Source organism: Thioclava indica (assembly GCF_000714545.1).
Classification (GTDB): Bacteria; Pseudomonadota; Alphaproteobacteria; order Rhodobacterales; family Rhodobacteraceae; genus Thioclava; species Thioclava indica.
In genome coordinates, this window is the sequence record NZ_AUNB01000001.1 from 312,453 (window position 1) to 327,780 (window position 15,328).

General features: G+C 61.0%; 12 protein-coding genes. 9 read left to right on the forward strand and 3 right to left on the reverse strand.

Annotated features, from left to right (window positions below; all coding sequences use genetic code 11):
• Positions 1 to 80: 80 nt before the first annotated feature.
• A complete protein-coding gene (locus DT23_RS01535; RefSeq protein ID WP_038127424.1) occupies positions 81 to 1,052 on the reverse strand; it encodes a DUF808 domain-containing protein in 972 nt (323 codons plus the stop codon).
• Positions 1,053 to 1,192: 140 nt separating this feature from the next.
• Between DT23_RS01535 and DT23_RS19275 the strand changes: the two genes are divergently transcribed.
• Entirely contained in the window at positions 1,193 to 2,710 is a 1,518-nt protein-coding gene (locus DT23_RS19275) for a hypothetical protein (RefSeq protein WP_156023814.1), read from the forward strand.
• An 82-nt stretch (positions 2,711 to 2,792) separates the two neighbouring features.
• Here DT23_RS19275 and gatB read toward each other — a convergent pair whose 3' ends face one another.
• On the reverse strand, positions 2,793 to 4,310 hold the full coding sequence (gene gatB / locus DT23_RS01545; RefSeq protein WP_038127430.1) for an Asp-tRNA(Asn)/Glu-tRNA(Gln) amidotransferase subunit GatB: 1,518 nt from the start codon (positions 4,308 to 4,310) through the stop codon (positions 2,793 to 2,795).
• 319 nt (positions 4,311 to 4,629) lie between these two features.
• Here gatB and DT23_RS01550 point away from each other — a divergent pair, with 319 nt between their 5' ends.
• From DT23_RS01550 to DT23_RS19280, 7 genes are all read left to right on the forward strand, one after another.
• Positions 4,630 to 5,814, forward strand: coding sequence for a sugar ABC transporter substrate-binding protein (locus DT23_RS01550; RefSeq protein ID WP_051696964.1), 1,185 nt, complete (start codon positions 4,630 to 4,632; stop codon positions 5,812 to 5,814).
• Between the two features lie 48 nt (positions 5,815 to 5,862).
• On the forward strand, positions 5,863 to 7,911 hold the full coding sequence (locus tag DT23_RS19675; RefSeq protein WP_240473516.1) for an ATP-binding cassette domain-containing protein: 2,049 nt from the start codon (positions 5,863 to 5,865) through the stop codon (positions 7,909 to 7,911).
• Between the two features lie 676 nt (positions 7,912 to 8,587).
• Positions 8,588 to 9,118: a hypothetical protein gene (locus DT23_RS01565; protein ID WP_051696965.1), complete on the forward strand. Its 531-nt coding sequence runs from the start codon at positions 8,588 to 8,590 to the stop codon at positions 9,116 to 9,118.
• A complete protein-coding gene (locus DT23_RS01570) occupies positions 9,115 to 9,513 on the forward strand; it encodes a phage holin family protein (RefSeq protein WP_038127432.1) in 399 nt (132 codons plus the stop codon). Before DT23_RS01565 ends, DT23_RS01570 begins: the two co-directional genes overlap by 4 nt.
• Positions 9,503 to 10,735, forward strand: a complete 1,233-nt coding sequence (locus DT23_RS01575) for a DUF3618 domain-containing protein (RefSeq protein WP_038127435.1) — start codon at positions 9,503 to 9,505, stop codon at positions 10,733 to 10,735. Before DT23_RS01570 ends, DT23_RS01575 begins: the two co-directional genes overlap by 11 nt.
• Positions 10,736 to 10,799: 64 nt before the next feature.
• Complete coding sequence (locus DT23_RS01580) at positions 10,800 to 11,741, forward strand: YihY/virulence factor BrkB family protein (protein ID WP_038127436.1); 942 nt, start codon at positions 10,800 to 10,802, stop codon at positions 11,739 to 11,741.
• Between the two features lie 235 nt (positions 11,742 to 11,976).
• Positions 11,977 to 12,123: a hypothetical protein gene (locus DT23_RS19280; protein WP_156023815.1), complete on the forward strand. Its 147-nt coding sequence runs from the start codon at positions 11,977 to 11,979 to the stop codon at positions 12,121 to 12,123.
• A 29-nt stretch (positions 12,124 to 12,152) separates the two neighbouring features.
• On the opposite strand, the gene DT23_RS01585 is transcribed toward DT23_RS19280, so the two are convergent.
• Positions 12,153 to 12,350 (reverse strand): hypothetical protein, encoded by a 198-nt coding sequence (locus DT23_RS01585; protein WP_038127439.1) that lies wholly within the window; start codon positions 12,348 to 12,350, stop codon positions 12,153 to 12,155.
• Positions 12,351 to 12,429: 79 nt separating this feature from the next.
• On the opposite strand from DT23_RS01585, the gene DT23_RS01590 reads away from it, so the two are divergent.
• Entirely contained in the window at positions 12,430 to 15,306 is a 2,877-nt protein-coding gene (locus DT23_RS01590) for a hybrid sensor histidine kinase/response regulator (RefSeq protein WP_038127440.1), read from the forward strand.
• Positions 15,307 to 15,328 lie beyond the last annotated feature (22 nt).

A 15,328-nucleotide genomic window follows, 5' to 3' on the forward strand; every position in this document is an offset into this window, starting at 1 on the left:
GCTGCCCCCAACTGACAAAGCACAGGGCTTTGTCAGCCTCCCCCGGAGTATTTCGGGCTAGATGAAAAAGCCGCGTGCGATCAATGCGCGGCTTTTTTCTTGCCAGTGAACAAGCGGTAAAGCGGTTGGATCGCACGCGTCACGACCGGGATCAGCACCAGCCCGTAGGCCAGCCCGAAGATACCATCGAAAAACGCGGTGACGGCCCAAGCGACGAAGCCTGCGGCCGTGCCAACGGCGTGGGCGGCGGCCTCGGCCTGATGGTGAATCCAGTCGTAGGGCGCGTGCCAGCCGAGTTCAGCCAGCCCGTGCAGCACGATATTGCCGCCCACCCAGATCATCGCCGCCGTGCCCACCGTCATCAGCAGTTTCATCAGCCACGGCATCAGCTTGACGATGCCATGCCCCAACGCGCGGGTGGGCGCGAGCTTGCCGTTTTTGCGCAGCCATAGCCCCGCATCATCGGCCTTCACGATCAGCGCAACACTCCCATAAACCACCACCGTCACACCGATCCCGATGATCGCGAGGGCCAGTGCCTCCATCCAGATGTTTTGCGCAGGCGGAAGCGCGGCCAGCCCGATTGTCATGATCTCTGCGGACAGGATGAAATCAGTTTTTACAGCCGCTTTGACGCGAGATTCTTCAAGGTGATCGGCAGTTTGCGCCGCGATATGCCCCTCGGCGTCGGGCACATGCGGTTTGAACAGATGGTAGACCTTCTCCGCGCCCTCGAAGCACAGGTAAGATCCGCCCAGCATCAACAGCGGCGTGATCGTCCAAGGCGCGAAGGACGACAGCAACAGCGCCGCTGGCAACAGGAACACCAGCTTGTTCTTGATTGAGCCAAGCGCGATTTTCCCTACGATGGGCAGCTCGCGCGCGGGCTCGAACCCGTGGACATATTTCGGCGTCACAGCAGCGTCGTCAATCAGCGCGCCCGCCGCCTTGCCCCCCGCCTGAACCGCCTGCCCCGCCGCATCGTCAATCGAGGTCGCCGCGATCTTGGCAATCCCCGCCACATCGTCGAGCAACGCCAGCAAACCACTCATAAACGCATCCTTTTCACACCGTCTTGCGCGCTAGGGTATGGGCCGCACGGGGCGGGCGCAAGGGCGCGGGAGATGCTGTGTGTTGCCATGACACCTGCGCGCGGTCATAGTTAGCGGATTGGGTCAGGTGATTGCGCGGCATGGATAAAATTACGGATGAAGAGAGCCTGGAGAAGTGGCTTGAGACGCGGCCCGAAGAGACACGGCGGCGCGATGCGGTGACGATTGCATATCGGGCAGCCGCGCGGGTGATGCCAATGTGGGTCAGCGCATTGAATGACGTATTTGCGCGCGAAAGTAATTTGACAGGCTCGCCGATTTTCTGGTCTGTTCTGACCTCGGGGGTCTATATAATCCATCCAACCCCCGAGGTCAGGCACTCCGCCGCCCGCTCCGCCCGCTCCACCTTCTCCACCCTCTCCGAGGGCAAATCTGCCGCCCTCTCCGCAGCCGTCTCCGCAGCCGTCTCTGCTGCCCTCTCCGCCGGCAACTACGACTCCGCGGCCCTCTCCCCCAACTCCGCCGCGGCCCTCTCCGCCAACTCCGCCGCGGCCCTCTCCGCCAACTCCGCCGCCCGCTCCGCCAACTTCGCCGCCCGCTCCGGCTCCACCGCCGTATGGCAGCAAATCGAACAGGATTGCTCGGCTCTCTTGGCGGGGCAGGAAATGGCGCAGGCCCCGCTTTGGTCGAATGGAACACCAGAGTGGATAGCCGGTCTTCTCTCCGAAACCCGCGCATGGATGGCGCGCACGCCGGGTCATGATTTCTGGCTGCGTTGGTATGAGGCGGCGCTGGCGGGACAGCCGTTGACGGGCGATTGGCAGAGCCATTGGGCGTTACTGCGCGACATCGCGCTGATCCCCGATGCGGATTGGGAACGCGGGGCCGAGCATGTGGCCGGGTTGATTGCGGTGAAAGAACTCGCGATCCTTGGCAACCGTCCGCTTGGCGAGGATAACATCGAAGAAGGTGACGACGGCGTTTGGCACAAGGTGGCCGCGCCGTCCGTCGATGCAGATATTCTGCGCGATAGCACCGAACGCGTTTTGGACGTGATTGCAGAGATCGAAGCGCAGATTGCGTCAGGACGCGGCAATCTTTTCTCGGCGCTCGAAACGGATCTTTCGCGGCTGAAAGATAGGATAGCGCGCTATCCTGATCGCGCCCTGCGCCTGCATGATACGTTTCTGATCGTGCAATCGCATATCGCGCGCGACCTTCAGAGCGGAGAGCTGCCCGAAGACGCGCTGGTACATGATCTTTCGACCGAGCTTGGGATCGCCGCGCTGGATTTGCGCAACGCCGATCCGAAAGCGCGTGAGGTGATCAAGGCGCGGATGGTTCATCGGGTCCAAGAGCTAGACGACGAACAAAAGCACGCGTTCAAGGTGATTTCCGAGGAGGGAGCAAAGCGGGCCGATGCCGAGCTGGGCGCGGAGCTGATCGAGGATGCGGAGGTGATCACAGAAGGCACGGCGTCCGCCGATGAATTGCGCGCCGCCGCGTGGCGTCAAACGGGGCGGTTGGCTAGAATTTTCAGTTCTTCGAAGCAAATGGCGAAAGATGTTGGTGAGGCGTTGGATTGGCTTGGCAGCAAAACGGGTGGTGTTGGCGCAGCTTATTTCATCGTAAAGCTGTTCTTGTGGATTTTGACATAAGTGACTGCCGGTAGCCCTGCCCCCGGTTTCAAAACGAAAAAGAGCGCCCGCAGGCGCCCTCTCCCTTAACTCTGTCTCGCCCTCACAACCCCAATTTCTGCGCCACGATCTCGTTGACCGCTTTGGGGTTGGCTTTGCCGCCCGAGGCTTTGATGACTTGCCCCACGAACCAGCCCGCGAGTTTCGGGTTGGCGCGGGCTTTTTCGACCTGATCGGGGTTGGCGGCGATTACGGCGTCCACGGCGGCCTCGATTGCGCCGGTGTCGGTGACCTGGATCATGCCGCGATCTTCGACGATCTTTTCAGGATCGCCGCCTTCGGTATAGACGATCTCGAACAGCTCTTTGGCGATTTTGCCCGAGATTTTGTCGGATTTGATCAGCTTGATGATCGCGCCAAGCTGGACGGGCGAAACCGGGCTGGCGGTGATCTCGGCGTCGTCCTTTTTCAAGCGGCCGAACAGCTCGTTGATGACCCAGTTCGCGGCCAGCTTGCCATCGCCGGCTTGCGCGACCACGGCCTCAAAGTAATTGGCGTTCTCGACATCGGCGGTCAGCACCGAGGCGTCATATTCCGACAGCGCGAAATCCTTGACGAAGCGGGCTTTTTTGCCGTCGGGCAGTTCGGGCATGGAGGCTGCGATATCATCTACCCACGCCTGTTCGATCTCCAGCGGCAGCAGATCGGGACACGGGAAGTAGCGGTAATCATGCGCCTCTTCCTTGCTCCGCATCGAGCGCGTCTCGCCCTTGTCGGGATCATAGAGGCGCGTTTCCTGCAGGATCGTGCCGCCATCTTCGACAATGGCGATCTGGCGGCGGGCCTCATATTCAATGGCGGCCTGGATAAAGCGCATCGAGTTCATGTTCTTGATTTCGCAACGCGTGCCCAGATGCGAAAAGTCCTGCGTTTCCTGATACTTCTCATAAGCGCCGGGCTTGCAGATCGAGACGTTCACATCGGCGCGCAGGTTGCCGTTTTGCATGTTGCCATCGCAGGTGCCCAGATACCGCAGGATCTGGCGCAGCTTGGAGACATAGGCGGCGGCCTCTTCGGGGCCACGAATGTCGGGGCGCGACACGATTTCCATCAGCGCCACACCGGTGCGGTTAAGATCAACGAAGGACATCTGCGGGTCCATATCGTGAATCGATTTGCCCGCGTCTTGTTCCAGATGGATACGCTCCACGCGCACGCGGCGCGCAACGCCCGGCCCCATATCGACGATGATTTCGCCCTCGCCCACGATGGGATGGTAAAGCTGGCTGATCTGATAGCCCTGCGGCAGATCGGGATAGAAATAATTCTTGCGGTCAAAGGCCGAACGCAGGTTGATCTCGGCCTTGAGGCCCAGCCCCGTGCGCACCGCTTGCGCCACGCAAAACTCGTTGATCACGGGCAGCATACCGGGCATCGCGGCATCCACAAAAGCCACGTTTGAATTGGGCTCAGCGCCGAAAGTGGTCGAAGCGCCCGAGAACAGTTTTGCATTCGAGGCGACCTGCGCGTGCACCTCAAGCCCGATGACCAATTCCCAATCCGATTTGGCTCCGGCAATGACCTTGGGCTGGGGCGAGGTGAATTCGAGATGATCGAGCATGTCCGCATCCTGTCTGAAAGGCGTCTTGCGCCTTCTAGGACAGGGGCGGCGCGGGGGCAAGAGGGCGCCCGCACCAAGTGTCTGGGCAACGCGCACTCCACTAGATTTAGTCGCATCCGATCCGCCGCGGCGCGGCAACACGGAGTCGTGACCTTTTGTAACCTTTCGCCCCCTTTGCGCGGGCCGAATTTGCGTCATGATATCGCTAACAGGGCGCGCCCCGCCGGGTCACGCGTCCTGCTGCGCTGCGCAGAACCAGAACTGACCGAAAATATAGGTCAGGCAGAGGAGGAGATGACCCGGTTTCTGGAGGAATTTCATGACCAAACGCACCCATATTTCGCCGGCTTCGGCGCTGATCCGGCTTGCAGGCACCAGCGCAATCGCGCTTGGGCTGTGTGGCATGGCCGCGCAAGCCGAAGGCGTTAGCGCATCCGATTTCGGGGCCGATTTCGCGGCGATGGCCAAGCTCAAGGACGTTACCGCAAAGGGCAAGGGCAAGATCGGCGTTTTGCTGCCCGACACGGCCAGCTCGGCGCGCTACACCTCGTTTGACGAGCCCTATCTGAAGAAAGCCTTCGAGATGGCGGACCTGTCGAGCGATGATCTGATCATCTCGAACGCGCAAGGGTCCGAGGCCGACCAGCTCACCCAAGCGCAGACCGATATCTCGCAAGGCGCGACTGTTTTGCTGCTGGATCCGATCTCGTCGGGGGGCGGCGCTGCGGTTGAGCAATACGCCAAGGAACGTGGCGTGGCGGTGATCGACTATGATCGTCTGACGGTGGGCGGCTCGCGCGATTACTATATCAGCTTTGACAACGTCTCGGTGGGCAAGCTGATCGGTCAGGGCATGGAAGAATGTCTGGCCGATTGGAAGATCGCCAACCCCGATATCCTCGTGATGGCAGGCTCGCCCGATGACAATAACGCCACGCTGTTCAAGCAGGGCTATATGGACGTGCTCAAGCCGAAATTCGACGATGGCACCTATAAAAACGCGGGCGAGCCTGCGGGCACCTGGGATCCGTCGGTCGCGCGCACCACGTTTGAGCAGCAATTCACCGCGCATGAGAATATTAACGCGGTGGTGACGCCCAATGACGACAACGCAAACGCGGTGATTTCGTATCTCAAGACGCTGAAAGTACCGCCGAAAAGCTTCCCCACCACCGGGCAGGACGCGACCGTGACGGGGCTGCAAAACATCCTCACGGGCTATCAATGCGGCACCGTTTACAAGCCGATCTATCTTGAGGCACAGGCTGCCGCTGCCCTCGCACTGTATCTGCGCGCAGGCGAGACCCCGCCTGCAAGCCTGATCAATGGCAAGACAATGGATAGCGCGCAAAACAAAGAGGTGCCCTCGATCCTGATGGTGCCGATCTGGGTGACTGCGAAAAATCTTGCCGACACCGTGGTCAAGGACAACTTCGTCGATGTCGCCAAGCTGTGCACCGGTGGCGCTGCGGATGCGTGCAAAGCTGCTGGCATCGGGAACTGATAACCGATGACACATATGGGTAATGGGACCGGGCCCCGCGATGCAATTTTGCGCATCCGGGGCCTGGAAAAGCGTTTCGGCGCGGTGCAGGCCCTAAGCGGCGTCGATTTCGACGTGCGCCCGGGTCAGGTGACCGCGCTGGTGGGTGACAATGGCGCGGGCAAATCCGTGCTGACCAAGACGATTGCCGGCATCCATGAGGCAGATGGCGGCACGATCGAATGGGATGGCAAGACGGTGCGGGTGCGCAATCCGCGTGACTCTGCCGAACTGGGCATTGAGGTTGTTTATCAAGACCTTGCGCTGTGCGACAATCTCGATGTGGTGCAGAACATGTTTCTGGGCCGCGAGATCATGACCAACGGCGTGCTGGATGAGGACGCGATGGAACGCGCCGCCGCCGAGACGCTGTCGGGGCTGCGGGTGACGACCTTGCGCTCGATCCGTCAGCCGGTGGCCTCGCTTTCGGGCGGGCAGCGCCAGTCGATTGCGGTGGCGCGCGCCGTGATGTGGAACTCCAAACTGGTGATTTTGGATGAACCCACCGCCGCGCTCGGTGTCGCGCAGACCGGTCAGGTGCTGCAACTGGTGCGCCGTTTGGCCGATCAGGGGCTGGCGGTGGTGATGATCTCGCATAACCTCAACGATGTGTTCGCGGTGGCGGACAATATCGCGATCCTGCGGCTGGGCGAGATGGTCAGCCAAGGGCCGATGGACGAATACGACACCCAGCGCGTCGTCGAGCTGATGACCACGGGCAAATCCGATCATGTGGTGAGCGCCGGACAGGGGCGCGCCGCGCCCTCGATTGCCGCCGAGAACGCCAAAGAGGTTGCCGAGGCACGCGCCGCATCTGGCGAAACCGGCCCCGCAGCAGTCGTGACCAGCGGCGAGACCGAGAGCTTTGGCAGCTACATGGCCCGCGTCTGGTCGCGCGTCAAAGCGGGGGAGAGCGGCGTGCTGCCGGTGATCCTTGGCTTTGTGCTGATCTCGGCGATCTTCCAGTTTCAAAACGACAAATTCCTGTCCAATGGCAACCTTGTGAACCTGTTGGTGCAAGGCTCGGTCTTTATGATGATCGGGATGGGGCAAGTGTTCGTGCTGCTTCTGGGAGAGATCGACCTGTCGCTGGGCTTTGTTGCAGGCATCGGGGCGACGGTGGCGACGCTGCTGGTCGCGCCGGGACTGGGCTGGCCGTGGTGGACGGCGGTGATCGTGGCGCTTGGCGTAACGGCCGTGCTGGGCATCGTGCAGGGCTTGTTGATTACGCGCCTGCGCCTGCCCTCTTTCGTGGTGACGCTGGCAGGTCTGTTGGGCTTTAACGGCTTGATGATCCAGCTTTTAGGCGCGGGCGGCACAGTGCCCATCGCGTCTGAAACGATCAACAATTTCGCCAATGGTACGCTCAGCCCGCTGATGGGCTGGATCGTAACCGGAGGCGCGGTGCTGGTCTTTGCCGCGCTCACCTATCTCAAGGACGCCAAGCGCCGCGCCAGCGGATTGGTGGCACCGCCACTGGGGATGACGCTGCTGAAAATCGCGCTGGCGGTTGTGGCGGGGGGCGTGCTGGTCACGATTTCCAACATGAACCGCGGGATTGCGCGCTTTCCGCTGTCGGGGATGCCGTGGGTGATCCCGATTGTGTTTGCGGTGCTGGTGGCGTGGTCGTTCCTGCTCGGCAAGCTGAAATTCGGGCGCTACGTTCTGGCCATCGGTGGCAATGCCGAAGCCGCGCGTCGCGCCGGGATCAATCTCAGCCTGATCCGCACGGCGGCCTTTACGCTGGCGGCAGTCACGGCGGGCATGGGGGGCATCATCTACGCCTCGCGCCTGCGCTCGATCTCGACCAGTTTCGACGGTGGCACGATTGTGCTGTATGTCGTGGCAACGGCGGTGATCGGGGGCACGTCCCTGTTTGGCGGGCGCGGCCACCCGCTGCATGCGGTGCTGGGCGGGGTCGTGATCGCGGCCATCGTCAACGGCATGGCCCTGCTGGGACTGCCCGCTGCGGTGCAACTGATGGCAACCGCGCTGGTCCTGCTGGCCTCAATCACGGTCGATGTGGTGGTGCGCCGGCGCGGAGAAACCACGCGCTAAATCATTGGCGTAAGACACAGCGAAGGCCCCGTCCAAAGCGGGGCCTTTCACATGCGCCGTGGGCCGGTATGGGGATGCGAAGGTCGATCAAAACTCGCAGCTCATTCCCGACCGAAGAAGCGGCCACGAAGTCCCGACCGCACCAGAAGCTCTCCATATACGGAAACACCCGCCACAGCTGATAGCCTCCGGCAGCGATCATCAGGGCTGGAATTATAACCGCGCTCGGCCCTATCTGCGGGCGGCGCGATCAAATTCGCCGCACCGCCAGCGGTGGTTCCAAGCCCGCATATCTGAGCCTTGGATATCTCACGTTCTTCCATCTTCTGCCGCCTTCCCTGCCGTTGCGCCGGATCGCTTGTCACCGATGAAATTGCAGGAAAATTCGACCAATTCCGATCCGATTGCCGTGACCTATTCCAGTGCCCGTCCCGGCGCCCGCCCGAGTGGCGGTTAATAAGCGCCCTTACCGTTCTCCCGCAGACCAATGCGCAAGATCAGTCCGAAGTTTCATGGGAACCAAGAGGGCTCATCGGCCCTTATCAACACAGTCACACACTAGTGAGCCCCAGAAATAGAGCGAGGAAAACATGTACGGAATCTTCTACCTCATCGGAGTGATCGTGGTGGTTCTCGCAATCATCAACTTCGTGTTTTGAACTTTAGGGAGAGCAAAATGTCTAAATCGACCTCACCTACATCAGACGAGATCAAACAGCACGCCAAGGCTGCTTCTAAAGACCTCGGCGACAACGCCCGCGAGATGGCTCGCGACGCCGCAGGTGCTGTGCGCGATCAAGCGACGCATCAGGCGCAAAGTATCAAGTCGGGCGTCGCCGACGAGGTGTCCGATGTCGCCTCTGCCCTGCGCAAGGCGGCCAATGACATGCGCGACGGGTCGCCCCAGGAACGCACGTTCGGCCAAATTGCCGGAGGGCTTGCCGACGTCTCGGATTCGATCCGGGGCAAGGATCTGGGCGAAGTCGCCCACGAGCTGAGCACGTTTGCCAAACGCAATCCGATGCTGTTCCTTGGCGGTGTCGCGTTAGCCGGTTTCGCGGCAACGCGGTTTGCCACAGCCTCGGCGCGGCGCGACGAAGATGCACAGCCCAAGACCGCATCGACGATGTCTTCCGGTCCCAGCGCATCTGACGCTACAGACAGCTACACCCGTCACGTGCCCAAAACGTCGGGAGGCCTCTCATGAGCGATCCGACCCGGAAATCAACAACCGACATGCTGGGCGACGCCATGAACCACGTCAGTGCGCTGGTGCGTAAGGAAGTGGATCTGGCGCGCGCCGAGATTTCGGAAAACCTCAACAAGGCCGCAGTTGCGATCGGGCTGATTGTTGGCGCGGTCATCATCGCGCTTACGGCGCTCAACGTTCTTTCGGCGGCCCTTGTCGTGGCGCTGACCAATGCAGGGCTTGATGCGGGCTGGAGCGCGCTGATCGTCGGCGCGGTCTTTGGGATCATCGCCTTCGTAATGGTTGGCAAAGGGATCAATGACCTCAAGCTGACCAGCCTCGCGCCCTCGCGCACTGTCAAAAACGTCAAGCGTGACGCACATGCGGTAAAGGATGCCTACGATGACAAATGATAGCAAATCCTCAGAAGAAATCGAAAGAGAGATCGAGCGCGAGCGCGCCGGACTGAAAGACTCCATCGACAATCTGCAAGACCGGTTTTCGTTCGACGGCGTCTTCCAGCAAGTCGGCGAGCAGTTCCGCGAACATGGCGGCGAGTTCGGTCGCTCGGTCGCGCAATCGGCGCGTGACAATCCCATGGCGCTGGCACTGACCGGCGTCGGGGTGGCTTGGATGATCTTTGGCAATAACCGGGCGGATGAGCGCCGGCGCGCACGCATCGATACGCCGCGCAATCCAGACACCACTCGGATGCCCCGCGACGCGGCTGATTACAGCGCACGGCCGCGCCCGGTCTATTCCGGCCCCAAACCAGCCGCGCGCCCCCCGGTGCAACCAAGCTGGGCGCGCGACTGGGACCGCGACGAGTTGGGTAGCCATGAATCGTCTAGCCCGTCGTTGGGCGAACGCGCCTCGGATACCGGTGCATCGATCAAAGATGCAGCGGATAGCGCGACGGATCGCATCGCATCAGCGTCGTCCTCGACCGCGCAATCGGTGTCTTCGGGTGCCGCCTCGACACGCGATGCCGCCAGTGACGCCGCCCGCAACATGCGCGATACCGCCAGCAGTGCTGCACACAGCATCTCAGATAGCGCCAGCAGCGCCGCGAAAGATGTGCGCGATACGGCTGGCAATGTCTGGAGCAGCGCCTCGCAGCGTGCCAATGCACTTCAACGTCGTCTGACGGAAGGCACCGAAAACCTGTCCGAGGAGGCGCGCGAGCGTATCGCCGCCGCCCGCGCCCGTGCCTTCGATGCACGTGACGCGGCAGCGCGCAGGGTTAGTCGTCGCGCTGATCAGGTCTCTGACCTTTATGAGGACCACCCGCTGGCTATTGGTGCCCTCGCCTTTGCCGTCGGTGCCGCGATCGCGGGCGCGCTGCCCCGCACGCGCCTTGAGGACGAGTATGTCGGCGAATATAGCGACGATCTTTACGACGAGGCCGAGCGCATCTACGCCGAAGAGGTGGAGAAGGCACAAAAGGTCTTCGAGGCGGGCTTCGACGAGACAGTTGATGCTGTTTCGGACCTGAAAGACGACGCCATGTCCGCAGCGGATTCCGCCGTAACCAAGGCTAAATCGGCTGCCACCCGCGTTGCCGATGCCACCCAGGAAAAAGCGGATCAGGAACATCTCGGCGACATTGGGGATGACCTCAAGAAAGACAGCTGAAGACAAGGGGCGGCTGCCTAAAGCGGGCCGCCCCTCCCTTTCATTTCAACGCCAAGAGGGCCTCATGGTTCGTGGACGCCGCGCCAAAACACCGACCGACATCCCGGCAATGGGCTGGAAAGACATCGCGCTTCGGGTCAAAAAGCAAATGGCAAGCGATCATGTCGGCCTCGTCGCCGCCGGGATCGCCTTTTACACGCTGCTGGCGATATTTCCCGCGCTGACCGCCGTTCTGGCAATCGGCGGGCTGGTGATTGATCCCTCACAGATCGTCACGCAACTGCATACCGTTACCGAAATTCTGCCCCAGCAGGCCTCCACGATCATTCTGGACCAGGCCCGCGATGTCGCCGGATCGGGCACCGGCGGTCTGGGGCTGACAGCCATCTTGGGTATCCTGCTGGCGCTTTATTCGGCATCAAAGGGTGTCAGCAGCCTGATCGAGGGCATGAACGTCGCCTATGACGAAGAGGAAGAGCGCAGCTTCATCTGGCTGATGGTTATCAGATTAGGGTTTACCGTCGCGCTGGTCGTCGCTGCGGTGCTGGTGCTGGGCATAATGATGGTGATCCCCTCGGTACTGGCCTTCGTTGATCTCGGATCTGCCGCCGAAGGCGCCATTACCGGGGCCAGTTGGCTGTTGATGCTGGTCGTCCTCGTGGTCGCGCTGACGGCCCTCTATCGTTTCGGCCCGGACCGCGACTCCCCTGAATGGCGCTGGGTTACGCCCGGTTCGCTTGTTGCCTGCATCGTTTGGCTGATCGCGACGATCGGGTTTGCCATCTACGCCGCGAATTTCGGCTCTTATAACGAAAGCTTTGGCTCGTTGGGGGGCGCGATCGTGCTGCTGATGTGGCTCTGGGTTTCGGCCTTTATCGTTCTCATGGGCGCCGAGCTGAACGCCGAAATCGAAGCGCAAACACGCCATGACACGACCACCGGCGAGAACGAACCCATGGGCGAGCGCGGTGCCCAAAAGGCGGATCATCTGGGCGAGATCAGCTAGGGCGAGGCGCTGGTGCCCGCAATCAGTTCGCTGGGGCTTGCGGCGATGACGGCGCATTGGGAATTTGCCCCGGGGCCGTCCCATGTCAAACGGCTGGCGCTATGGCGCACCGATCCCGCCCGGCCCCGTCACCGCCGAGGATCTGTGAAACGCTTTCGGGGGCTTATATTGTGCGTGAAGCTGGAAAACCCGAAGGGCCTGCGCATCGACCGGGCGTTCACATTGGACGGCCCGCTTGAGCGGGACAAAAATCTATCCCGTCGGTTTCATCACTGCGCAGAGCGCGCCCAAGGGGTTGGGTCGCAACCGGAGCGATCTGGAAATCCGTGCCGTTGCCGCGCTGGAAGACTGGTTTCGCACCCCCGGAGTGGCAAGACGATAGCGGTGTTTCCGGGGCCGGCAAATTTATCGTCATGTGACAGACACGGAACTGTAGCGCCCACGCGCCTCCCTGCGCAATTGCGCCATGCTGACCCCTTGGATGGTCAGCGTGGCCGCGCTGCCTTGCGGGAGTGACTTAGCGACAGGGCTTTGCAGCTTCAGCATCTGCACCGCCTTGTTTTGCGTGGGAAAACTCGAGGTGCCAAGATCGCCGAAGCTCCGGTTCATTCTTGAAACAAAACTTTACACAATTAGAAAAAAGACGCTTAATCTAAGCGATCTCTCTTCGATAATCAGGCCAACGCAGATGCGAATTAATCTTGATGCGCTCTATGGCGCGGCTCCGTCGCCTTATGTCCTGCTCGATCCCGACTTGCGGATGGTCTGGGCAAATGAGGCCTATCTCGAGGTAACGGGACGCCCGCGCGAGGCGCTGATCGGGCGCGTCTTAACCGAAGAGTTCCCCGCGCCGCCCGATTCCGTCTCGGAGCAGATGTTGCGCGGATCATTTCGCCGGGTGCTTGCCACGGGTAAGACCGACCATCTGCCCCTGATCCCCTACCCTATCGAGACCCCCGACGGCGAGATCAGGAACCGTTACTGGAGCGCAACCCATACCCCCGTTCTAGGCCCTGAAGGACAGGTCGAATTCATCCTGCAAAACACCATGGATGTCACCGAAACCTATCATGGCAAAGAGGATCCCAGCCCGCAAGGTGCCTCGCAAAACGCGGCAATGATGCAGCGCGCCGCGGCGGTGGCGACCGAAAACCTCGCCTTGAGCAGTTTGACCGAGTTCTTCCGATCTGCCTTTGAACAGGCTCCCAGTTTCATGGCAATCCTGAACGGGCGGGACCATGTATTCGAGATTGCCAATCAATCCTACATGGAGCTGGTCGGCGAGCGCGATATTATCGGCAAGCCCGTGCGTGATGCGCTGCCCGAGCTTGCGGGACAGGGCTTTTTTGAACTGCTCGACCGGGTTTATACCTCTGGCGAACCGGTTTCGATGAAGGGCATGCCCGCCGTGCTGGAAACCACATCAAGCGGCGCGCCCGATCAGCATTATGTCGATTTCATCTTTCACCCGCTCAGGGACGAAAAAGGCGCATCTAAAGGGATCTTCGTTCAGGGGCATGAGGTAACGGGCCAGAAAATCGCGGAATCCACGCTCACCGCCACGCGTGAAAAATTCCGCGTTATGGCGCAGACCATGCCCAACCACGTCTGGACTGCCGATAAGGATGGTGCGTTGAACTGGCTGAATGCCCGCACCTGCGAATTCACCGGCTTTGCCGAGGGCGAGCTTTACGGGCCGGACTGGGTACGTGTGGTGCATCCCGACGATCTTGACGCCGCAATGGCGCATTGGTCGGCCGCGATCGAGCATGGCGCGAGCTATGAAACGGAATTTCGCATTCGCAAGGCGGATGGCAGTTTTCGCTGGCATCTGGTGCGCGCCTCTCCGTTGCGCGCCGATGACGGCACTTTGATCGGCTGGGTTGGGACCAACACCGACATTGAAGAGCGCAAGACGGCCGAGGCCGAAATCTCGCGCCTCAATGAAACGCTTGAATCGCGCGTGGCAAAGCGCAATCGCGAATTGGAAGATTTGCACGCCACCCTGCGCCAGAGCCAGAAGATGGAGGCAATTGGCAATCTTGCGGGTGGGATTGCCCATGATTTCAACAACCTCCTTCAAGTCATCACCGGCAATCTGCACATGGCCGCGCGCGATCTGCCCGAAGACGCGCCCGCCAAAGCCCGGCTGGATCAGGCGATGCGCAGCGTCAAACGCGGGGCGACGCTGGCCTCGCAGCTATTGTCCTTTGCCCGCAAACAGCCGCTTGCGCCGGAGGTAATCAATCTGGGTCATTTGATCGAGAACACGACAGAAATTCTTGGCAGCGCGATCGGGGAAGGGGTAGAGCTGGAAACCCGTTTGGCAGAGGGGCTCTGGAATACCCATGTCGACCCCAGCAACCTTGAAAACGCGGTGCTGAACCTTGCCATCAACGCCCGCGATGCGATGGAGGGGCAAGGCAAGCTGGTGATCAACCTGCGCAATGCCCATCTGGATGCCGGTTATGCACAGCGCCATCCTGATGCGCGTCCCGGTCAGTATCTGGTGCTTTCCGTAACCGATACCGGCAGCGGGATTGATGCCGAAACGCTGGAACGTATTTTCGAGCCCTTCTTCACCACCAAGACAGATGGCCGTGGCACCGGCCTTGGCCTGTCGATGGTCTACGGTTTTGCCAAACAATCCGGCGGTCATGTCACCATCGAAAGCGAAGTTGGTTCCGGCACCACGGTCAGCCTGTATTTGCCGCGCTCGCTGGAACCGGCGCAGGCCGAGATGTCTTCGTCACGCGACGGCTGGTCCGGCGGCACCGAGACGATCTTGCTGGTTGAAGACGACGAGGACGTGCGCGCAACCACCCATACCATGCTGACAGATCTGGGCTATAACGTGCATCAGGCCGCGAATGGCGATGCCGCGCTGGCGCTGGTGCAAGGGGGCGTCCGCATTGACCTGCTTTTCACGGATGTCGTCATGCCGGGGGCCATCTCGGGTCATGATCTGGCCGAAAGGCTGCGTGAGAGCCACCCGGATGTGCCGGTGCTGTTCACCTCGGGCTATGTGCAGGACACGATTGTCCATGACGGACAACTGGACGCTGGCGTTCGGTTGTTAAGCAAACCCTTCACGCAAGACGAACTGGCCCGCAAGATCCGCGAGTCGCTCGGGGGTGCGGCGAAAGCGGTGCCGCCCGCCAAGACCAAAACGGCCCCGGTCACTCAACCCCAAGCCAAGCGAGACAAGGGCAATCTTGAAGGTCTCTGTGTTTTGCTGTGCGAAGATAACGTGTTGATCCGCCTTGATTTGGCAGAGGGCTTGCGCGCCGCAGGATGCAACGTGCTGGAGGCCGGGAGCGCCGCATCCGCGCTTGATCTGCTGAACGCGCAACCCGTTGCTATTCTGATCACCGACGTCGGATTGCCCGACCGCACCGGAGAAGAATTGGCCGCTGATGCACGCGCTTTGCATTCCGATTTGCCCGTGATCTTTGCCACCGGCGACTCCGATGTCGACACCGCCGCCGTGCTTGGAAATTGTAAGGTTTTGGGAAAACCATTCGATGACAGGGCCTTACTAGAGGCGATCAACGAGTTCGTCTGATCGGCACCGCTTTGCGATGCGG